The 21,262-nt window shown below is 75.3% G+C and carries 17 protein-coding genes; 8 read left to right on the top strand and 9 right to left on the bottom strand.

Annotated elements, in window-relative coordinates:
* Positions 1-8 precede the first annotated feature (8 nt).
* Together ACRYR8_RS15710 and ACRYR8_RS15705 are read right to left on the bottom strand one after the other, a co-directional pair.
* Entirely contained in the window at positions 9-1,361 is a 1,353-nt protein-coding gene (locus ACRYR8_RS15710) for a DUF2254 domain-containing protein (protein ID WP_432484346.1), read from the bottom strand.
* A 65-nt stretch (positions 1,362-1,426) separates the two neighbouring features.
* Positions 1,427-2,401, bottom strand: coding sequence for an ATP-binding protein (locus tag ACRYR8_RS15705; RefSeq protein WP_432485464.1), 975 nt, complete (start codon positions 2,399-2,401; stop codon positions 1,427-1,429).
* 110 nt (positions 2,402-2,511) lie between these two features.
* Between ACRYR8_RS15705 and ACRYR8_RS15700 the strand changes: the two genes are divergently transcribed.
* The 4 genes from ACRYR8_RS15700 to ACRYR8_RS15685 all read left to right on the top strand — a co-directional run bounded on the left by ACRYR8_RS15700 (position 2,512) and on the right by ACRYR8_RS15685 (position 7,653).
* Entirely contained in the window at positions 2,512-3,264 is a 753-nt protein-coding gene (locus ACRYR8_RS15700; RefSeq protein ID WP_432484350.1) for a YqjF family protein, read from the top strand.
* A gap of 142 nt (positions 3,265-3,406) precedes the next feature.
* Positions 3,407-4,792 carry a hemolysin family protein gene (locus ACRYR8_RS15695; RefSeq protein ID WP_432484352.1) on the top strand — a complete coding sequence of 462 codons (1,386 nt, stop codon included), beginning with the start codon at positions 3,407-3,409 and terminating at the stop codon, positions 4,790-4,792.
* Positions 4,789-5,814, top strand: a complete 1,026-nt coding sequence (locus ACRYR8_RS15690; protein WP_432484354.1) for a hemolysin family protein — start codon at positions 4,789-4,791, stop codon at positions 5,812-5,814. Before ACRYR8_RS15695 ends, ACRYR8_RS15690 begins: the two co-directional genes overlap by 4 nt.
* Positions 5,815-5,841: 27 nt before the next feature.
* Positions 5,842-7,653, top strand: a complete 1,812-nt coding sequence (locus ACRYR8_RS15685; protein ID WP_432484424.1) for a S9 family peptidase — start codon at positions 5,842-5,844, stop codon at positions 7,651-7,653.
* 64 nt (positions 7,654-7,717) lie between these two features.
* Here the strand turns inward: ACRYR8_RS15685 and ACRYR8_RS15680 are convergent, their stop codons facing one another.
* The 5 genes from ACRYR8_RS15680 to ACRYR8_RS15660 all read right to left on the bottom strand — a co-directional run bounded on the left by ACRYR8_RS15680 (position 7,718) and on the right by ACRYR8_RS15660 (position 14,223).
* Positions 7,718-8,965: an Nramp family divalent metal transporter gene (locus ACRYR8_RS15680; RefSeq protein WP_432484356.1), complete on the bottom strand. Its 1,248-nt coding sequence runs from the start codon at positions 8,963-8,965 to the stop codon at positions 7,718-7,720.
* Between the two features lie 44 nt (positions 8,966-9,009).
* The gene (locus ACRYR8_RS15675; protein WP_432484358.1) at positions 9,010-9,492 is read right to left on the bottom strand and encodes a GNAT family N-acetyltransferase; all 483 of its coding nucleotides are present in this window, start codon (positions 9,490-9,492) and stop codon (positions 9,010-9,012) included.
* The gene (locus tag ACRYR8_RS15670; protein ID WP_432484360.1) at positions 9,485-10,711 is read right to left on the bottom strand and encodes an MFS transporter; all 1,227 of its coding nucleotides are present in this window, start codon (positions 10,709-10,711) and stop codon (positions 9,485-9,487) included. The genes ACRYR8_RS15675 and ACRYR8_RS15670 overlap by 8 nt, the downstream gene beginning before the upstream one ends.
* A 223-nt stretch (positions 10,712-10,934) precedes the next feature.
* Positions 10,935-12,500 (bottom strand): alanine/glycine:cation symporter family protein, encoded by a 1,566-nt coding sequence (locus ACRYR8_RS15665; protein ID WP_432484362.1) that lies wholly within the window; start codon positions 12,498-12,500, stop codon positions 10,935-10,937.
* Between the two features lie 88 nt (positions 12,501-12,588).
* A complete protein-coding gene (locus tag ACRYR8_RS15660) occupies positions 12,589-14,223 on the bottom strand; it encodes an ABC-F family ATP-binding cassette domain-containing protein (RefSeq protein WP_432484364.1) in 1,635 nt (544 codons plus the stop codon).
* Positions 14,224-14,359: 136 nt separating this feature from the next.
* Between ACRYR8_RS15660 and ACRYR8_RS15655 the strand changes: the two genes are divergently transcribed.
* The 4 genes from ACRYR8_RS15655 (at position 14,360) to ACRYR8_RS15640 (ending at position 19,394) form a co-directional block, all read left to right on the top strand.
* Positions 14,360-16,066, top strand: coding sequence for an NAD(P)/FAD-dependent oxidoreductase (locus ACRYR8_RS15655; RefSeq protein WP_432484366.1), 1,707 nt, complete (start codon positions 14,360-14,362; stop codon positions 16,064-16,066).
* The gene (locus ACRYR8_RS15650) at positions 16,063-17,547 is read left to right on the top strand and encodes a sensor histidine kinase (protein WP_432484368.1); all 1,485 of its coding nucleotides are present in this window, start codon (positions 16,063-16,065) and stop codon (positions 17,545-17,547) included. Before ACRYR8_RS15655 ends, ACRYR8_RS15650 begins: the two co-directional genes overlap by 4 nt.
* A complete protein-coding gene (locus tag ACRYR8_RS15645; protein ID WP_432484370.1) occupies positions 17,544-17,909 on the top strand; it encodes a UBP-type zinc finger domain-containing protein in 366 nt (121 codons plus the stop codon). The genes ACRYR8_RS15650 and ACRYR8_RS15645 overlap by 4 nt, the downstream gene beginning before the upstream one ends.
* A gap of 141 nt (positions 17,910-18,050) precedes the next feature.
* Entirely contained in the window at positions 18,051-19,394 is a 1,344-nt protein-coding gene (locus ACRYR8_RS15640) for a uracil-xanthine permease family protein (RefSeq protein ID WP_432484372.1), read from the top strand.
* 62 nt (positions 19,395-19,456) lie between these two features.
* On the opposite strand, the gene ACRYR8_RS15635 is transcribed toward ACRYR8_RS15640, so the two are convergent.
* Together ACRYR8_RS15635 and ACRYR8_RS15630 are read right to left on the bottom strand one after the other, a co-directional pair.
* Entirely contained in the window at positions 19,457-19,636 is a 180-nt protein-coding gene (locus tag ACRYR8_RS15635) for a hypothetical protein (protein WP_242128127.1), read from the bottom strand.
* Positions 19,637-19,728: 92 nt separating this feature from the next.
* Positions 19,729-21,150, bottom strand: a complete 1,422-nt coding sequence (locus tag ACRYR8_RS15630; RefSeq protein ID WP_432484374.1) for a GntP family permease — start codon at positions 21,148-21,150, stop codon at positions 19,729-19,731.
* Between the last annotated feature and the right edge of the window lie 112 nt (positions 21,151-21,262).

Below are 21,262 nucleotides of genomic sequence, written 5' to 3'. Positions count from 1 at the left end.
CGGCGCGCTCAGATCGACCGCGTCTCGCCCGCGCGGTCGCGGTAGGCGGCCCGCACGTCCCCGGCAGCGGCGGTGCGGACGCGCTCTGCCAGGTCGCGCACGTGCTCGGCGTCGGCGTCGACCACCGCGTCGGACAGCTCGGCCAGCACGAGCCGCACCTGCCGCTCGACCTCCTGGCGCTGCTCCTGCGTGCGGGCCGCGGTGGCCACGTCGCGCAGCATCCGCAGCAGCGCGGCCAGCACCGTGGGTTCGCGTTCGCCGTAGCGGCGCACCTGCCCGCACACCAGGTCCAGGTAGTAGCGCAGGTCCCGGTCGGGCACGACGGCCCGCGCGACCCCGTCGTCGTCCTCGTGGACGGTGGGGCCCAGCTGCTTGCCGGTCAGGCGCACCAGCAGGTCGGCGGCGTACCCGACGCAGTGCGCGGCCGTGACCGGGTCGTTGATGCCGGGGGAGAGGGCCTTGACGGCGATGTCGGTGAGCTGGCGGAAGCCGAAGGCGGCGTCCTGCTCGACGGTGCGCTCGTAGCCGAGGGCCACCGCGTCGCGCACCCGGCCGGCCAGCGCGTCCCGTCCCCGCTCGTCCAGCCCTGGCGCCCACGCGGTCGCCAGGGGGGAACCGGTGACGACGTGGTCGCCGGGGCGGACGTCGATCCACACGAGCGCGTCGTGCTCGCGCGCGGCGCCCACCAGGGCCTCGACGTCCACGACGCGCACGAACCCGCTGCGCACGGCGGGGATGCCCGTGCCCGCGGCCCAGTCCGCGTCCAGGTCGTCCGGGGTGCGGCGCTGGGGGTCGTCCAGGGAGGGGTAGAACGTGTCGATCGCCGTCAGGGCCTCGTCGTGGACGGTGACCATCATGGTGTCCACCCGCAGCATGCGGGTGAGGTGGTGGATGAACCCCAGCACCGCCGCCATCGACGTGGTGCCCAGGACGAACGCCACGAACAGCGCCGCCGCCGGGGGCGACGCGTCCGAGCGCAGGCCCCGCAGGGTCGTCAGCGAGAACACGAACGTGGCGACCAGCACCGCCAGGACGGCCTTCGTCCACGGGTCGCGCATGAAGTCGCGCAGCAGGCGCGGGGAGAACTGCTGCGAGGCCAGCTGCAGGGCCACGACCGTCAGGGAGAACGTCAGCGTGATGACGCTGATGGAGGCCGCCACGATCGCCTGCAGCATCGTGGCGGCGGCGTCGGTGCCGCCGGGCCACGCGATGCGGGACAGCAGCGTCTGCTCCCTCGGCCGCACGTGCGCCAGGACGAGCGCGGCCGCCAGCGCCACCGCGCCCGCCACGCCGGGCCACACCCACACCACGGCCCGGGACCGCTCGACGTGCCGGGTCCTGCCGCGCTCGCCGCTGCTCACACCCGGTCCCTACCCGGTCCGGGGCGCGGATCACACGCCGCCCGGGGCGGGGTCGGTGCAGGGGGTCAGTCCAGGGGGCCGGCCCAGGGGGACGGGTCGCCGCCGCGCAGCTGCCGCTCGAACTCGTCGACGATCCAGCGCGCCAGTTCCGCCACGTCGCGGGGTTCGACGGCCGTGAGCAGGCCGGCCCGGGCGGCGCGCTGGAGCTCGGCGAGCCGGGCGCGCCAGTGCAGCACGAGCCGCAGGTGGTCCGCCCGGCGCGGGTACTCCAGGTCCACGCACTCCAGCCCCCGGGCCAGGGCGGCCATCTTGCGCGCCTCGGCGGCGTTGAGGTGCCCGCCGTACTCGGCGTCCAGCAGGTCGGCGACGTCACCGCCCAGTTCCGCCGTGGGCGCGTCGGGGAAGGCGTCCGCCAGGCCCAGCAGCTGCAGCTCGCGCAGCACCGCCTCGCGGTGCTCGCGCAGGCGCACCCCGCGGCGCAGCGGGTAGCGCAGCAGCCGCACGGGCGGTCCCTGCGCCGGCGGCTCGCCGGCCGGGGCCGGCTCGGGCGCCAGGTCGGCCACGACGGAGGCCCACTCGGCGGCCATCAGCGAGTCCACGCCGTCACCGCCCCCCTCGCCGGGCGCACCCGGCGCGCTGCCGGTGGTGCTCAGCTCGCACCACACGGTCTTGCCGGTGCCGTCGCGGTGCACGTCGGTGCCGCGGGCGGTGCTCAGGGCGGTGATGAGCCGCAGGCCGCGGCCGGTGGTGGCGGTGAGGCTGCGCGGCACCCACTGCGGCTCGACGGGGGAGGAGTCGGCCACCTCCAGGCGCACGCGCCCGCCGGTGACCGCCACGAGGAGGTCCACCGCGCCGCGGGCGTGCAGGACGGCGTTGGTGACCAGTTCGCTGGCGCACAGCTCGGCGTCGGTGACGACGTCCCCCGGCACGGTCCCGGCCAGCGCGCGCCGGACGTGGTGGCGGGCGCGGGTCGCGCTGCCGGCCTCCGCGGGCAGGCGCAGCGCGCGGTCGGCGTCCGGCACGTCGTGCCCCCTCTCCACGGTCTCGCCGCACTCTAGATGCCCGTGACCCACCGTTCACACCAAGTCACCCGGAGTGCGGTACGGGGGCTGCGCGCGCCGCGGCGCCCCACCGGCGCCACCCTGGTGCGGTGATCGAGCGCCTGCCCTCGCCGACCGCGCCGCCGCTGGCGGGCGCGGCGATGATGCACCAGCACTGGGACGACGTCGCCTTCCTGCACTGGGCCGTCGACCCCGCCCGCGTCGCGCCCCACCTGCCCCCCCGTGCGCGCCCCGACGTCCTCGACGGGGTCACCTACGTGGGCCTGCTGCCGTTCACGCTGCGCGGCGCCGCACCGGGCGGGCTGCCCGCGGTGCCGCACCTCGGCACGTTCCTGGAGACGAACGTGCGGTTCTACTCCGTGGACGACGCCGGCCGGCGCGGCGTGGTGTTCGCCAGCCTCGACGCCTCCCGCCTCGCCGTCGTGCTCGGCGCCCGGGCGGTGTTCGCCCTGCCGTACCGGTGGTCGCTCATGCGCCACGCCGTGCGGGTGCGCGGCGGCGCCCGCGAGCTGCTGTGGACGTGCCGCACCCGCGCCGGGGCGAGCAGCCGGGTCGCCGTCCGGGAGGGGGGACCGCTCGCCGCGCCCGACGACGTGGCGACGTTCGTCAGCGCCCGCTACGGCCTGCACGTCGCCCGCCGCGGGCGCACCCGGTGGATCGCCAACGAGCACGAGCCGTGGCCGCTGCGCGCCGCCGAGCTGCTCGAGCTGGACGACGGGCTGCTGGGCGCCGCCGGGTTCGGGGACCTCGCCGGCCGCGCCCCCGACCACGTCGCGTTCGCCCGCCGGGTCACCACCCGGTTCGCGCTGCCTCGGGAACTCGGTCGCACCGCACTCCGTTGAGCCGGGCGACACCCGCCGTCGAGAACCAGGAGAGGACCGCCGCCGCCGTGCGCGACGACGATCGTTCCGAAGACCCTCCGAGTACCCGCCCCGTCACCGGGCGGCCCGCGCGCCCCCGCACCGCCGAGGGGGTGCACGGACGGTGACGGACGTGCTCACCCTCCTCCTGGGCGTGCTGGTGGTCGTGCTCATCACCGCGGTCACCGCCTACTTCGTGGCCCAGGAGTTCGCCTACATGTCGGTGGACCGCTCCGGGCTGGGCGCCCGGGCGGAAGGCGGCGACGCCGGTGCCCGGCGCGCCCTGGCGGTGACCCGGCGCACCTCGTTCATGCTCTCCGGCGCGCAGCTGGGCATCACCGTCACCGGCCTGCTCGTCGGCTACGTCGCCGAACCGCTCATCGGCGAGTCCCTGGGCGCGCTGCTCGGGGGCGCCGGTGTCCCCACCGCCGTCAGCCTCGGCGTCGGCGCCGCCTTCGCGCTGCTGCTGTCCACGTTCGTGCAGATGCTGTTCGGCGAGCTGTTCCCGAAGAACTACGCCATCGCGGAACCCGAGCGGGTGGCCACGCGGCTGGCGCGCTTCACCCTCGCCTACCTGAAGGTGTTCGGCTGGCTGATCCGGGTCTTCGACCAGGCGTCCAACGCGCTGCTGCGGGTGCTGCGCATCGAGCCGGTGCACGACGTCGAGCACGCCGCCACCGCGCGCGACCTGGAGCACATCGTGGAGGACTCCCGCGAGAGCGGTGACCTGCCCGCGGAACTGGCCGTCATGCTCGACCGCATCCTCGACTTCCCGCAGCGCGACGTGGAGCACGCGATGATCCCCCGTTCCCGGGTGGACGTCGTCACCGACACCGACGACCTCGGCCTGGTCCGGGCGCTCATGGCGATCGGCCACTCCCGCTACCCCGTCGTGGCCGCCGGCACGGGTGACGTGGTCGGCGTCGTGCACCTGGCCGACCTGCTCACCACGACCGAACCCGACACCGCCCCGGTCACCGCGATCGCGCGCCCGGCGCTGGTCGTCTCCACCCTCACGACGCTGCCCGACGTGCTGCGCCGGCTGGGGGAGACGAGGAACCAGTTGGCCTGCGCCGTCGACGAGCACGGCGGTTTCGCCGGCGTCGTCACGCTGGAGGACCTCGCCGAGGAACTGGTCGGTGAGATCACCGACGAGCACGACGAGGCCCGCCCCCAGTACGTGCCCGTCGAGGGCGACGGCGTCTGGGAGATGTCCGGCGAGGTGCACGTCGACGAGGTCGAGCGGGCCCTCGGCGTGGACCTCCCGCGCGGGGACTACGAGACGATCGCCGGCCTGGTCATCGCCGCCCACGGCGGCCTGCCCGCCGAGGGCGCCGCGCTGGACGTCGAGCTGCCCGTCGACCCGGCCGACCTGGCCCGCGACGAGGACGCCGAGCCCGGTGTGCTGCACGTGGCGGTCCTCGCCGTCGAGCGCCACGTCCCCTCGCGGGTGCGCCTGGAACTGCCTGCCGCGACGACCACCACCACCGGACGGGAGGGCTCCCGATGAGCGACGACCCGTGGGTCGTGGTCCCCGCCACCGTCGTCATCGTCGCGCTGAGCGCGTTCTTCGTGGCGGTCGAGTTCGCCCTGCTGGCCGCCAAGCGGCACCGCCTGGAGGACGCCGCCGGGACCGCCGCCGGCCGCGCCGCGCTGCGCAGCTCCTCGGAGCTGACGGTGCTGCTGGCCGGTTCGCAGCTCGGCATCACCGCGTGCACCCTCGCCCTGGGCGCGATCAGCAAGCCCGCCGTCCACCACTGGCTGACCCCGCTGTTCGAGGGGGTGGGCCTGCCACCGGTGGCCGCCGACGTGATCGGTTTCGTCCTCGCGCTGTTCGTCGTGACCTTCGTCCACCTCGTGGTGGGCGAGATGGCCCCGAAGTCCTGGGCCATCGCCCACCCGGAGCGCTCGGCCGTCCTGCTGGCGCTGCCGATGCGCGCGTTCATGCTCGTCTTCCGGCCGGTGCTGAAGCTGCTGAACTCCGCCGCCAACGCCCTCGTCCGCCGCGCCGGCGCCGAACCGGCCGACGAGGTCGCGGCCGGGCACAGCCCCGATTCGCTGCGCCACCTGCTGGAGCACTCCGCGAACGTCGGCGCCCTCGACGCGCGGTTCTCCGCGCAGCTCTCCGGCGCCCTGGAGCTGCAGCGGATGACGGTGCGCGACCTGCTGCGGCCCGGTGCTCCGCTGGGCGTGGTGCCGGTGGGTGCGACCGCCGGGGACGTGCGCGAGGTCACCCGCCGCACCGGGCACCTGCGCGTCCTCGTCGGCGCCCCCGACCGCGTCACCGGTGTCGTCCACGTCCGCGACACCCTCACCGAACCCGACGCGACCCCCGTGGCGCCGTTCGCCCGGCCGGTGTTCACCCTCGCCGGGAGCACCACCGTGCACGCGGCGCTGACGGCCATGCGGGAGACCCGCAACCACCTCGCCGTCGTCACCGGCGACGGCACCCGCGACGGCACCGTCCACGGCGTCGTCACCCTCGCCGACGTGCTGCACCGCCTGCTCCCGGCGCAGGTGGCGGCGGGCTGAGCCGGCCCGGACGGGAGCCGTGGCACGATCGGCGGGGTGAGCGAACCGCAGCAGAACCCCGCCCCCGAGGTCCCCGTCTGGGAGCGGCGCTTCCGCGCCGGCCGGGTCGGGCTGCCCGAGTGGGCCGAGGACGCGCCCGGCCGCTGCGTCGTGGAGGCCACCGTGCACGGCGTGCTGGAGGTGCACTCCTTCGACGCCGGCACCGGCGAGCTGCGGCGCACCACCGACCGCCCCGAGGGCACCTCCAGCGCCACGATCGACCCCGCGGGGGAGTTCGTGTGGTGGTTCGACGACACCGCCGGCGACGAGTTCGGGGTGTGGCGGCGCCAGCCGTTCGGTTCCGGGCCCGGTGAGGGCGTCGAGGACCCGCTCGGCCTGCCCGCCGCGTACCCGGCGGGGCTGGCGATCGGGCGCAGCGGCGTGGTCGTGGTCGGCGGCAGCGACGACGAGCACGGCACCCGCCTGCACGTCGTCGACGGCCCCGGCGGTGACGCGCGGCTGCTGTACGCGCACCGCGAGGACGCCTGGGTGGGCGACCTGTCCCCCGACGAGGAGTGGGTGGCGATCTCCCACTCCGAGCGCGGCGACTCCCGCCACCCCGACCTGCGGGTGGTGCGCCTGGCCGACGGCTCGACGGTGCGCGAGCTGTCCGACGGCCCCGGCAGGGGGGTCGCCCCCGTCGCGTTCGCGCCCGTGCCGGGCGATGCGCGCCTGCTCGTGGAGCACGAGCGCGCCGGCCGCGCGGAGCTCCTCGTCCTCGACGTCACGACGGGGGAGGAGACGCCCGTCGTGCTGGGCGTGCCCGGTGAGGTGGCCGGTGCGGAGTGGACCCGCGACGCCCGCGGCCTCGTCGTGCTCGTGGACCACCAGGCGCGGACCCTGCTGCACCGCGTCGACCTCGCCACCGGCGAGGTGGAGCGGATCGGCCCGAGCAGCGGCAGCGTCGGCGCCGCCACCGCCCGCCCCGACGGCGACGTGTGGCTGACGTGGTCCTCGGCGCAGCGGCCCCCGGCGGTGCGCACCCTGGCCGGGGACGTGCTGCTGCGCGCCCCCGGCGAACCCGCCCCGGAGTCGGTGCCGGTGGAGGACGTGGAGGTCGACGGCGAGGGCGGGCGCATCCACGCGCTGCTGCGCCGGCCGCCCGGTGCCACGGGCCCGCTGCCCCTGGTCGTGGAGGTCCACGGCGGCCCCACCGCCCACGACACCGACGCGTTCCGCGCGTACGCCTCGACGTGGGTGGACGAGGGTTTCGCCGTCGTGCAGGTGAACTACCGCGGTTCCACCGGGTACGGCTCGGCGTGGCGGGACGCGCTGGAGGCGCGCGTGGGGCACACCGAACTGGCCGACGTCGCCGCCGTCACCGACCACCTCGTCGCGGCGGGGATCGCCGACCCGGAGCGGCTCGTGCTGGCCGGCGCCTCCTGGGGCGGGTACCTGACGCTGCTGGGCCTGGGCACCCAGCCGGAGCGCTGGGCCGTCGGGCTGGCCGCCGTGCCGGTCGCCGACTACGTCGCCGCGTACGAGGACGAGATGGAGGGGCTCAAGGCGTTCGACCGCTCCCTCTTCGGCGGGTCCCCGCAGGAGGTGCCGGGCAAGTACGCCGACTCCTCGCCGATCACGCACGTGGACGCGGTGCGTGCGCCGGTGCTGGTGCTGGCCGGGCAGAACGACCCGCGTTGCCCGATCCGGCAGATCGAGAACTACCTCGCCCGGCTGGAGGCGCGCGGCGCGGTGCACGAGACGTACCGCTACGACGCGGGCCACGGGTCCCTGCTGGACGACGAGCGGGTGCGGCAGATGCGCGTCGAGCTCGACTTCGTCCGCCGCCACCTCCCCTGACCCCCCCTCTCCGCGGTGGCCGGGGAAGTCGCCACGTCCTCGACCACCGCGGGAGGCGGGGGCGTCAGCCGGTGAAGGTCAGGTAGAGCAGGCAGGCGTTCAGGGCCACGACCAGGGTCACGGCCACGGCGGCGGCCAGCCGGGTGCCGGTGCGGTTGGCGTGCTCACCCATCAGGGCGCGGTCGCTGGTCAGCCGCACCAGCGGCACCAGGGCGAACGGGATGCCGAAGCTCAGCACCACCTGGCTCACGACGAGCGCACGGGTCGGGTCCACCCCCACCCCCAGGCACACCAGCGCCGGCACGAGGGTGACGGCCCGGCGCACCAGCAGGGGCACGTCGACGCGCAGCAGCCCCTGCATGATCACCGCCCCCGCGTAGGCGCCCACCGAGGTGGAGGCCAGCCCGGAGGCCAGCAGGCCGATCGCGAACAGCAGGCCCGCGCCCGTGCCGAGGGTGCCCAGCACGGCGGCGTGGGCGCCCTCGAGGGTGTCGGTGCCCGCCACGCCCCGCAGCGCGGACGCCGCGAGCAGCAGCATGGAGATGTTCACCAGGCCGGCGAGGACCAGCGCGCCGGCGACGTCGAGGCGGGTGGCGCGCAGGACGCGGCGGGTGCGGTCGGCGTGGACGGCGCCGTGGTGGTCGCGCGCCATCGCCGAGTGCAGGTAGATCGCGTGCGGCATGACGGTGGCGCCGAGCATGCTCGCGGCGAGCAGGACGGTGTCGGCCCCGGCGAAGCGCGGCACCAGCCCGGCGGCGGCCTCGGCCGGGTCGGGCGGGGCGAGGACGACGCCGGAGACGAACCCGGCGACGACCACGAGCAGCAGCGCCACCACCGCCGCCTCGAACCAGCGCACGCCCGCCCGGTTGTGCAGGGCCAGCAGCAGCATGGACGCCGCGCCGGTGATGACGCCGCCGGTGAACAGGGGCGTGCCGAACAGCAGGTTCAGGGCGACGGCGCCGCCGATGACCTCGGCGAGGTCGGTGGCGACGGCCACCAGCTCGGCCTGCCCCCAGTAGGCCAGCCGGGCGGGGGTGCGCAGCCGATCGCGCAGCAGCTCGGGCAGGGTGCGCCCGGAGACGACGCTCAGCTTGGCGGACAGGTACTGCACGAGCACCGCCATGGCGTTGGCGGCGACGAGCACCCACAGCAGCAGGTAGCCGTACCGGGCCCCCGCGGTGAGGTTCGCGGCGACGTTGCCGGGGTCGACGTAGGCGACGGCCGCGACGAACGCGGGGCCGAGCAGGCGCAGCAGGCCCGAGCGGGGCGTGCGGGTGTTCTCCTGCTCGGCCGGGCGCGCGTCCGTGGTCACGGGGTGACCGTACACACGGTTTCGGTCCACCGAAACCTGGAGGGTCAGAGCTCCTTGCCGAAGCACAGGCACAGCGGGCTGTCCGCCCACTGCCCGAACGACGGGATCCGTTCGTACCCCAGCGCGGTGTAGAGCGCCACCGCTTCCGGCTGCGCCGTCCCGGTCTCCAAGCGCACCCGCCGCGCACCGCGCTCGCGGGCCAGGTCCTCGAACGCCCCCACGAGGCGCCGGGCGACGCCGCGGCCGCGGGCGCGCTCGCGCACGAACACCCGCTTCATGTCCACGCCGCCGGGGAACTCCGCGGGGTCGGCGTCGGCCTGCGCGATGCACCCGGCGGGCTCGCCGTCCAGCAGCCCCAGCAGGAACAGGGTGCCCGGCGCCAGGTGGTACTCCTGGCGGCTGCCCGAGGGGTAGCGGCGCAGCAGCTCGTCGACCGCCTCGACCAGCAGCGCCTCCAGCCGCTCGTCGCCGCGCTCGGCCGGCACGACCTCCACGACGCCGCGCCCGGTGCCCGCCCGCTCAGGCACCGGCCTCCTCCACGTGCTGAGCCACCGCCCGGCGGCGCTGCGCGGGCACCGCGGCCACGGCCGGGTCCAGCGGCGCGCGCCCGGTGGCGTCGGCGCGGGCGGCCACCGCCAGCACCGCCAGGCCCACCACGGACAGCCCCGCGGCGACCAGCGCGGTGGAGGCGTAGCCGAACCCGGCGTCGATGACGACCCCGCCGAGGAACGCACCCATCGCGTTGCCGGTGTTGAAACCGGCCTGCATGGCGGCCGAGGCCATGCTCGCCCCGCCCCCTGCCGCGACGATCCCGCGCGTCTGGATCGAGGAGGACAGGGAGAAGGCGACGAACGCGAAGGCGAACACCCCGGCCGCCGCGGCGAGCGGCGAGGAGGCGACCGCGAACAGCGCCACGTACACCACGACCAGCCCGGACATCCCCATCACCAGGGTGCGCTGCACCGACCAGTCGGCCAGGCGCCCGCCGAGCAGGTTGCCGAACGTCGCCCCCAGGCCGAAGAGGACCAGCACCCACGACACCGACGACTCCGCCAGGCCGGAGACCTCCGTCAGCAGCGGGGAGACGTAGCTGAGGACGGTGAACAGCCCGCCGAACCCGATGACCGTGATGAGCAGCGTCAGCCACACCTGGCCGCGGCCGAACGCCGCCAGCTCGCCGCGCAGCGAGCCGGTGCCCACGCGCACGTCGGGCACGAGCGCGGCGATCGCGGCGAGGGTGCCCACGCCGAGGAGGCCGACCAGCCCGTACGTCAGGCGCCAGCCGGCCTGCTGACCCACCCACGTGCCCAGCGGCACGCCCACGACGTTCGCGACCGTCAGGCCGGCGAACACCAGCGACATCGCGCGCCCCTCCTTGCCGGCGGGTGCGAGCGCGCGCGCCACGACGGCGGAGGCGCCGAAGAACGCGCCGTGGGCGAGGCCGGTGAGGAAGCGCGCACCCACCAGGGTCGCGAAGGTCGGCGCCAGCGCCGTGGCGACGTGCCCGGCGGTGAACAGCACCATCAGGCCGAGCAGCACCTGCCGGCGCGGGCGGGCGTGGGTCAGGGCCGTCAGGGTGGGTGCGCCCACGACGACGCCGAGGGCGTAGGCGGTGATGATCCAGCCGGCGAGCGGGATGGACACCCCGAACGTCCCCGCGACCTGCGGCAGCAGGCCCATGGAGACGAACTCGGTGGTCCCGATGCCGAAGGCGCCGACGGCCAGGGCCAGGAGGGCGAGGGGCACGGTGGTGCTTCTTCCTGCAGAGCGGTGCGGGGTGGGGTGTCGAGGTGCGCCATCGCCCGGTCGACGCACCGATCATCCCCCACGAGCGGCCCACCGGCCGCCGCCCGCCCCGGACGTGCGCCGGCCCCGCCACCCCGCGGTGACCGGGGGAGTCGTCACTTCCTCGATCACCGCGGGGTGGCGGGGCCGGCGGGGAGGGCGCGACCGCCCTGGGCGGAAGGGGTCAGGCGGTGGGGACGTCCTGGCCCTCGCGGGCCAGCTTGCCGCTGCGGCGGTCGGCCAGGTAGCTGCGCAGCTCGTCCTTCACGACCGGCGCCAGGATGTACAGGCCGATGATGTTGACCAGGGCGCAGAGGAAGAGCATCGCGTCGGCCAGCGTCAGCACGGAGCTGAAGGTCATCACCGTGCCGATGACGGTGAAGAGGCAGTAGACGACCTTGAAGGTCAGCAGGCTGCCGCGGGAGCGGCCGAAGAAGTGCGCCCACGCCTTCTCCGAGTAGTAGCTCCACGTGATGAGCGTGGAGAACGCGAAGAGCGCCACGGCGATGGCCAGCACGATCGGGAACCAGGAGATGACGCTCTCGAAGGCGTCGGAGGTCAGGACCACGCCGTCCGGGCTGGCGCCGCCGGCGGCCACGGTCTCGCGGGCGTCCAGCCAGCTCGCCGGGCTGGCGATGATGATCGTCAGCGCCGTCATGGTGCAGATGACCACGGTGTCGACGAACGGCTCCAGCAGCGCCACGAAACCCTCGGAGACGGGGCGGTGCGTCTTGACGGCGGAGTGGGCGATGGGGGCCGAACCGATGCCGGCCTCGTTGGAGAAGGCCGCGCGCTGGAAGCCGACGATGAGCGCGCCCAGCACGCCGCCGGCGACGCCCTCGGGGTTGAAGGCGTTGCTGAGGATGGCGCCGACCGCCTCGGGGACCTGCCCGACGTTGCCGAGGATGACGATGAGGCAGGCGAGCACGTAGACGATCGCCATGGCGGGCACCAGCTTCGAGGTGACCCGGCCGATGGAGGTGATGCCGCCGAGGATGACGGCGCCGACGAGCGCGGCCAGCACGATGCCGAAGACGAAGGCGGCGCCGGTGCTGCCGAGGAAGCCGTCCTCACCACCGGTGATGTTGCGGAACTGCGCGAAGGTCTGGTTGGCCTGGAACATGTTGCCGCCGGCCACGCCGAAGAAGAAGATCGCCACGGCGAAGATCCCGGTCAGGATCGTCCCGACCCACGTCACCTTCAGCTTGGCGAAGGCCACCTTGAGGTAGCGGAACGGCCCGCCGGTGACGCTGCCGTCCTCGTGGACCTCGCGGTACTTCACGCCCAGGGTGCACTCGACGAACTTCGTGCACATGCCGAGCAGGCCGGCGATGATCATCCAGAACGTGGCGCCCGGACCGCCGACGGTGACGGCCACGGCGACGCCCGCGATGTTGCCCAGGCCCACGGTCCCCGACACGGCGCTGGTCAGCGCCTGGAAGTGGGTGACCTCACCGGGGTCGGACTCCTTGCTGAACCGCCCGCGGATGGTCTCCACGGCGACCTTCAGGCCGCGGACCTGGATGAAGCCGAAGTACACGGTGAAGATCAGGCCCGCCAGGACGAGCCAGCCGACGATGAGCGGGAAGGTCGCCCCGCCAATGGTCACCGAGTAGAAGACGACGCTGCTGAGGCCCGCGGCGACGTCGGAGAAGACGCTGTCGACGCTCGACTCGATGCTGGCGAGCACGCCGGTGCCGGTCTCCGCGGTGGCGGATGCCCCGAGGGCGTGGAGGGTCGCTGATGGCATTGGCGCAGAGAAGCGCTTCCGGGCTGCGGCGTCAACTGCTACTCGCAGCTCTTGCCCATCCGCAACGAAGTCGTAACGCGCGCGGGGCTCAGACCTCCTGCACGGCACCGTCCCGCACGACCAGCCGCCGCGTCACCCGGACCGCCTCCAGCAGCCGGCGGTCGTGGCTGACCAGCAGCAACGTGCCCGGGTAGGCCTCCAGGGCCTGCTCCAGCTGCTCGATCGCCGGCAGGTCCAGGTGGTTGGTGGGCTCGTCCAGCACCAGCAGGTTCACCCCCCGCGCCTGCAGCAGCGCCAGCGCGGCGCGCGTGCGCTCACCCGGTGACAGGCTCGAGGCGGCCCGGCCCACGTGCGCGGCGGTCAGGCCGAACTTCGCCAGCAGCGTGCGCACCTCCGCGTCGGGCTGCTCGGGCACGGCGGCGCCGAAGGCCCTCGCCAGCGGCTCCTCGCCCAGGAAGAGCCCGCGGGCCTGGTCGACCTCACCCACCTCGACGCTCGAGCCGAGCGAGGCGGAGCCGGCCTCCGGCGCCAGGCGCCCCAGCAGCAGCTGCAGCAGCGTCGTCTTGCCCGCACCGTTCGGCCCGGTGACCGCCACCCGGTCGCCGGCGTCGACCTGCAGGTCCACCGGGCCCAGGGTGAAGGCGCCGCGGCGCGCCACGGCCCCGCGCAGAGCGCAGACCACCGAGCCCGAGCGGGGCGCGGCCGCGATCGACATCTGCAGCCGCCACTCCTTGCGCGGCTCCTCCACCACCTCCAGCCGCTCGATCACCCGGTCGGTCTGGCGGGCCTTGGCGGCCTGCTTCTCGCTGCCCTCGCGCATCTTCGCCCGGATGTTCTTGTCGGGCTCGCCCTTGCGCACGGCGTTGCGCACACCCTTGGCCATCCAGTTGCGCTGCATCCGCGCCCGCGCCTCCAGCCCCGCGCGCGTGTCGGCGTACTCCTCGTACTCCTCACGGGCGTGGCGGCGCTGCACCTCCCGCTCGGCCAGGAACGCCTCGTAGCCGCCGCCGACGACCCGCACGAGCTGCTGCGCCAGGTCCAGCTCCACGACGCGGTCCACGGTGCGGGCGAGGAACTCGCGGTCGTGGCTGACGACGACGGCGGGGGAGCGCAGTTGGGCGACGAACCGCTCCAGGCGGGCCAGGCCGTCCAGGTCCAGGTCGTTGGTGGGCTCGTCGAGCAGGAAGACGTCGTAGCGCGACAGCAGCAGCGCCGCCAGCCCCGCCCGCGCGGCCTGCCCGCCCGACAGGGCCGTCATCGCCAGGTCCGCGTCGACGGCCAGGCCCACCTCGGCGAGGGCCTCCTCGCGGCGCTCGTCGAGGTCGGCGCCGCCCAGGGCCAGCCAGCGGTCCAGGGCGTCGGCGTAGCGGTCGTCCGCACCGGCGACGCCCTCGGCGAGGTCCTGCGCGGCGGCGTCCATCGCCTCCTGCGCGGCGCTCACGCCCGTGCGGCGGCCCAGGAACGCGGCCAGGTTCTCGCCGCTGCGGCGCTCGGGCTCCTGCGGCAGGTACCCGACGGTCGCGGTGGGCGGGGACAGGGTCACCGACCCCGACTCGGGGACGTCGATCCCGGCCAGCAGGCGCAGCAGCGTGGACTTGCCCGCGCCGTTGGCGCCGACGAGGCCCACGACGTCGCCCGGCGCGACGACGAGGTCCAGACCGGAGAAGAGGCTGCGCGTCCCGTGCGCCGCGCTGAGGTCCTTGGCGACGAGGGTGGCGCTCACACCCCCATCCTCCCCGATCACCGCAGGAGGGGGTGGGTGGGGAAGGGGAGGGGGGCCCTGGCAGGGCCATCAGCAGGACGGCTGCACCTCGTCGGGGGACCTTGACCCCGCCGGCGGGCGCTGCGAGGTTCCCCGCATGGCCGACGCCCCCGCGAGCCGTCCGGTGCTCCTGACCGTCGACGACGACCCCGCCGTCTCCCGCGCCGTGGCCCGCGACCTGCGCCGCCGCTACGGGCAGAGCCACCGGGTGCTGCGCGCCGACTCCGGCGCCGACGCGATGACGGCGCTGCGGGAGGTGAAGCTGCGCGGCGGGACCGTCGCGGCCGTCCTGGCCGACTACCGGATGCCCCAGATGGACGGCGTCCAGCTGCTGGAGCAGGCGATGGACCTGTTCCCGGCCGCGCGGCGGGTCCTGCTCACCGCCTACGCCGACACCTCCGCCGCCATCCGCGCCATCAACGACGTCGACCTCGACCACTACATGCTCAAGCCCTGGGACCCGCCGGAGGAGAAGCTCTACCCGGTCCTGGACGCCCTGCTGGAGTCCTGGCGGGCCGCGCCGCCGCGGCCGGCCGACGAGGTCGTCGTCGTCGGCGACCGCTGGTCGGCGCGCTCCTTCGCGGTGCGCGACTTCCTCGCCCGCAACGAGGTCCCGTACCGCTGGCTGCTCGCGGAGGAACCCGAGGCGCACCGGCTGCTGCGCGCCGCCGGCATCGCCGGGGCGGACGGGTCCGCGCCCGCCCGCCTGCCCGTCGTCCTGGCCCCCGGCCCCGCGGGCGGTGCTCCGGTGGCGCTGGCCGATCCGGACGACACGGCCCTGGCCGAGCACGCCGGCCTGACGACCCGGCCCCGGGAGGGCTTCTACGACGTCGCCGTCGTCGGTGGCGGCCCCGCCGGGCTGAGCGCGGCGGTGTACGCCGCCAGCGAGGGGCTGCGCACCGTCCTGGTGGAGGAGCGTGCCACCGGCGGGCAGGCCGGGCAGAGCTCGCGCATCGAGAACTACCTCGGCTTCCCCGACGGGCTCTCCGGCGCGCAGCTGGCCGACCGGGCCCGCCGGCAGGTCGCGAAGTTCGGCGCCGAGACGCTGTCCGCGCGCAGCGTCACGCGGCTGGAGACCGCCGGCGGCGCCCGCGTCCTGCGCTTCGCCGACGGCAGCAGCGTCGCCGCGCACACCGTGCTGCTGGCCACCGGCGTCTCCTACCGCACCCTCGCCGGCCCCGGCCTGGAGGAGTTCACCGGCCGCGGCGTCTACTACGGCGCCGCGCTGTCCGAGGTCACCTCGTGCGCCGAGGAGGACGTGTTCGTGGTGGGCGCGGCCAACTCCGCCGGGCAGTCGGCGGTGAACCTGTCGCGCACGGCTCGCAGCGTGACGATGCTCGTGCGCGGGCCCTCGATCGAGGCGTCGATGTCCGCCTACCTCGTCGAGCAGGTCCGCGAGCGGGCGAACATCGAGGTGCTCACCTGCACCGAGGTGGCCGGGGCGCGCGGCGGCGAGCACCTGCGCTCGATCGTGCTGCGCGACCGGGACAGCCGCCTGGAGCGCGAGGTCGAGGCCCACCACGTGTTCGTCTTCATCGGCGCCGCACCGCGCACCGGCTGGCTCGACGGCGTCGTGGAGCGCGACGAGCACGGCTTCGTCAAGGCCGGCCCGGACCTGCTCGTGGACGGCCGCCGCCCGGCGGGCTGGACCCTCGAGCGCGACCCCTATCACCTGGAGACGTCCCTGCCGGGGGTGTTCGTCGCCGGCGACGCGCGCGCCGACTCCGTCAAGCGCGTCGCCTCCGCGGTGGGCGAGGGCGCCATGGCCGTCATGCTCGTGCACCGCTACCTGGCGCGCTCGTGAGCGCCCCCCCTGCCACCACCGCCGTGGACCCCGCGGAGCTGCGCACCCTGTTCCTGTTCGAGCGCCTCGACGACGCGCAGCTCGCGCGGTTCGCCGCCGCCGGGCGCACCGCGGAGGTGGCGCCGGGCTGGCTGTACCGCGAGGGCGAGCCCGCCCGGGAGTTCTTCGTGCTCCTCGACGGCGCCGTGGCGCTGCACCGGCGGGTCGGTGAGGACGAGGTCGAGGTGGGCCGCACCCGCCAGCGCGGCGTGTACGCCGGCGCGTGGGAGGCCTACCTGGGCGAGGACGCGCCCGAGGCGTACAGCAGCTCGCTGCGGGTCCTGGAGCGCTCGCGGTTCCTCGCGCTGCCCGCCGCCGAGTTCGGTGGCGCGGTGCGCGAGTGGTTCCCCATGGCGGTGCACCTGCTGGAGGGGCTGCGGCTGGGCCTGACCGAGGCGCAGGAGCTGGTCAGCGCCCGCGAGCGCCTGCTGGCGCTGGGCTCGCTGACCGCGGGCCTGACCCACGAGCTGGGCAACCCCGCCGCCGCCCTCAGCCGCACCGTCGCGCAGCTGCAGGCGCAGGTCGAAGCCCTCGACGGCGCGCTGACGCACCTGGTGCCCGGGGGTGAGCGGCTGGCCGCGGCTCTGACGCAGCTGCGCGCCGGGGCGCGCGCCCCCGCCTCCGGCGACGTCCTGGCGCGCGCGGACGCCGAGGACGAGCTGGTGGAGGAGCTGGAGGGTGCCGGGCTGCCGGGCGGCGACGCCGGGGACCTGGCCGCGGTGCTCGCCGACGCCGGGGTGGGCCCGCAGCAGCTCGACGCGTTCACCGCCGCCGCCGGTGTGCCCGCCGATCGTGCGGTGCCGTGGCTGGCGCGCTCCCTGGCCGTGGAGACGCTGCTCGGCGAGGCCGCCGCCGCCAGCGCCCGCATCAGCGCGCTGCTGGCCTCCGCGGGCAGCTACGCCTCGCTGGACCGGGCGCCCGTCCGCTGGGTGGACGTGCGCCAACTGCTCGACGCCAGCGTCGACATGCTCGGCGCGGGCGCCGGCCGGGGCACCGGCGCGGCGCGGATCGTGCGCGAGTACGCCGACGACGTCCCGCAGGTCCTCGGCCACGCCGGGGAGCTGACGCAGGTGTGGACGAACCTGCTCGACAACGCCCTCGACGCCCTCGCCCCGGTCCCCGAGCACCGGGGCACGGTGACGCTGCGGGTGCGTGGCGAGGGGACCGCCCACGGCCGCGCCGTCGTCGTGGAGGTCGCCGACGACGGCCCCGGCGTGCCCGCCGACGTGCTGCCGCGCGTGTTCGACCCGTTCGTCACCACCAAGGGCGTCGGCGAGGGCACCGGCCTGGGCCTGGACATCGCCTGGCGCGTCGTCGTGCAGCGCCACCGCGGTGAGCTGACCGTCACGAGCGAGCCGGGCCGCACCGTCTTCCGGGTGTGCCTGCCGGTGAGCCCGGACGACGCCGACCCCGACCACCCACCAGGAGGAACCGCGCCGTGAGCACGCCAGAGGTCACCGACCCGATCGACCCCGCCGCCCCCAGCGGTCCCGGCTGCGCGGACTGCGACGCCACCTCGCCGCAGGGCTGGTGGTTCCACCTGCGCCGCTGCGCGGCGTGCGGGCACGTGGGCTGCTGCGACTCCTCACTCGGGCAGCACGCGCGCGCTCACGCCACCGCCACCGGCCACCCCGTGGTGCGCAGCTACGAGCCGGGCGAGGGGTGGTTCTACGACTTCACCACCGACGTCACGTACCGCTCCGGCCCGGACCTGGCGCCGCCGCAGCACCGCCCGCGGGAGCAGAGCGCCCCCGGACCCGCCGAGCGCGTCCCCGCCGACTGGCGCTCCCGCCTGCACCGCTGACCTCCGCGCCCCGCTCCCTCCCGCCCACCCGTGCGGCGCGACCGCGGGCGGGTCGGGGTGTCCGGGAGGACCCCGGGGACGCCCTAGCCTTCGTGCGCCCGGGGCGTGCGCCGCGGGGGAGCGGCGAGCGGAGGAGACGGGATGGCGGGGATCGGCTGGCGGGTGCACGGCGACGGGCGGGAGGTGCGGCCGGGCGCGGTCGTGGCGCCCGGGGAGCGGCTCAGCTGGCCGCGCACCACCGGGATCGGCCTGCAGCACGTCGTGGCGATGTTCGGCTCCACGATCCTGGTGCCGGCCATCACCGGGTTCCCCGCCGCCACGACGCTGTTCTTCTCCGCCGTCGGCACGGTGCTGTTCCTGCTCGTCACCGGCAACCGGCTGCCCAGCTACCTCGGCTCGTCGTTCGCGTTCATCGCGCCGATCTCCGCGGCCACCGCCACCGGCGGGCAGGCCGTCGCCGCCGGCGGGATCCTGCTGACGGGTGTGCTGCTGGCGCTCGTCGGGGCCGTCGTGCACCTGGCGGGCTCGCGCTGGATCGACGCGCTGATGCCGCCGGTGGTCACCGGCACGATCGTGGCGCTCATCGGGCTGAACCTGGCCCCCACCGCGTGGGGCACCTGCCAGCCGGACGGCTCGTGCTCCGGTTTCCGTGCCGCGCCCGTCACCGCCCTGGTGACCCTCGGCGCGATCGTGCTGGCGACCGTCCTGTTCCGCGGGATGCTCGGGCGCCTGGCGATCCTCGTCGGCGTCGTCGTCGGGTACGCGTGCGCGCTGCTGCGCGGTGAGGTCGGCTTCGAGCGGGTCCGCTCGGCCGCGTGGGTGGGCCTGCCGGACTTCACCGCGCCGTCCTTCGACGTCGGCGTCCTGGGGTTGTTCCTGCCGGTCGTGTTCGTCCTCATCGCCGAGAACGTCGGCCACGTGAAGTCGGTGGCCGCGATGACCGACACGGACATGGACCCGCTGACCGGGCGGGCGCTGCTCGCCGACGGTCTGGCCACCACCCTGGCCGGGGCCGGCGGCGGTTCCGGCACCACCACCTACGCGGAGAACATCGGCGTCATGGCCGCCACGAAGGTGTACTCCACCGCCGCCTACTGGGTCGCGGCGGCCGCGGCCCTGCTGCTGAGCTTCTCGCCGAAGTTCTCCGCGCTCGTGGAGTCCGTGCCGGCCGGGGTCCTCGGCGGGGCCGCCACCCTGCTGTACGGGATGATCGGCGTGCTCGGTGCGCGCATCTGGGTGCAGAACCGCGTGGACTTCTCCGACCCGGTGAACCTGACCACCGCCGCCGTCGCCCTCGTCGTGGGCATCGCGAACTTCACGTGGGTGCCCTCGGAGGGGCTGGAGTTCCAGGGCATCGCCCTGGGGACCGCGGCCGCCGTGGGCCTGTTCCACCTCATGCGGGCGGTCGCGCGCCGTCGCGGCACCTCCCAGGAGGCGGCCAGCCCGGCGTCGGTGCCGGGCGGCAGCGAGCTCGACGGGCGCTGAACGCACACCGCGCGCCCCGGCGTGTGCCGGGGCGCGCGGTGCGGTGCGGGGTGGGCCGGGCGTCAGTCGGGCAGCGGGCCGTCCTCGGCGCTGCGCTCGGGGCTCACGTTGCTGCCCTGCTCCTCGCCCTGCGGGCCGGTGCCCGGGGCCGTGGGGGGTGCTCCGGTGCCGGGGTCCGCGGCGGGGACCTCGACCTCGCCGGCGTCCTTCTCGTGCGGGGTGAAGGGCTCCATCATCGACACGGTCGTCTCCTCCTGGGGTCGATCGGTACCCCTCCACCCGACCACGTCCGTCCCCGGTCCGCGACCGGGGACGGACGTGGTTCAGGCCCGGTTCACGAGATGATCGCGTAGAGGATCCAGACGAGGCCGAAGGACATCAGCCCGACCGCCGTGGCGATGACGCTCCACGTGCGCAGGGTCGTGGCGGTGTCCAGGCCGAGGAAGCGGCCCACCAGCCAGAACCCGGAGTCGTTGACGTGGGAGAAGGAGATCGCCCCGGCGGCGACGGCGACGGTGATGCAGGCCAGCTGCAGCGCCGACAGCGTCGGGTCGGCCGCCACCGCGGGCGCCAGCAGACCCGCGGCCGTCGTGCCGGCCACCGTCGCCGAGCCCTGCGCCACCCGCAGCGCCACCGCGATGATGAACCCGGCGAGGATGATCGGCAGCCCGGCGGCGTTGAGGCCGTCGGCGAGCGCGCCGCCGATGCCGGTCACCGTGAGCACGCGGCCGAACATGCCGCCGGCGCCGGTGATGAGGATGATCGAGCACACGGGCGCCAGGGCGTCGTCGACGAGGTCCTCCATGCGGGAGCCGACCTTGCCGCGGTTGGGGCGCACGACCAGCAGCAGCAGCGCCAGGACGCTGGTGATGAGCAGGGCCACCGGGGTGGCGCCGATCAGCCGCAGGACCACGACGAGCGCGTTGTCCTCGTCCACCCCGTAGTTGGTGACGGCCGTGTTCGAGGCGGTGCCGCCGAAGATGAGGACCAGCGGCAGCAGCAGCACGAGCAGGATGACGCCGAAGCGGGGGCGCGGCTGGTCGGTCGACGGGGCCCCCAGCAGTTCCGGCACGGGCAGGAACGGGGTGCGGCGGGCCAGCACGAGCGCCAGGCGGTACCCGGCGACGTACCAGGTGGGCAGGCCCACGAGGAGCGCGACCACCAGGGTCAGGCCGACGTCCGCGCCGAGGATCCCGGAGGCCGCGACCGGGCCGGGGTGCGGCGGGACCAGCGCGTGCATCGTGAGGAACGCACCCGCGGCGGGCAGCGCGTAGAGCATGAGCGAACCGCCCAGGCGACGCGCCACCGTGTAGATGATCGGCAGCATGACGACGAACGCGGCGTCCAGGAAGATCGGGAAGCCGTACAGCAGCGAGGCCACCGACAGCGCCAGCGGCGCCCGCTTCTCGCCGAAGCGGTCCACGAGGGTGTCGGCGAGGACCTGCGCCCCGCCGGAGGTCTCGACGATGCGGCCGAGCACGGCACCGAAACCCACGAGGAGGGCGACGGTGGCCAGCGTGCTGCCGAACCCGCCGGTGAGGACGCCGACGAGCTCACCGGTGGGGATGCCGGCGACGAGGGCCGTCAGCAGGCTGACGATGACGAGCGAGTAGAACGCGTGCAGCCGCACCTTGATGATGAGCACGAGCAGCAAGGCGATCGCCAGGACGGCGGTGATGACGAGGAAACCCGTGGAGCGCGGCGAGGTGATCTCGGCGGCCTGCGCGGCGAGCGCAGCGGGCAGGGACGTGGACATGCGGACGGAACCCTTCGTGGGTGACGGACGCGCCGACCCTACCCGCCGTTTTCTATAGGATCCGCCGCCTCCGGACGCGCGACGGCCCACCGCCCCGGTGGGGGCGGTGGGC

The organism is Kineococcus esterisolvens, assembly GCF_050871405.1.
GTDB lineage: Bacteria > Actinomycetota > Actinomycetes > Actinomycetales > Kineococcaceae > Kineococcus.
This window is presented reverse-complemented; position numbering and strand designations above follow the sequence as displayed.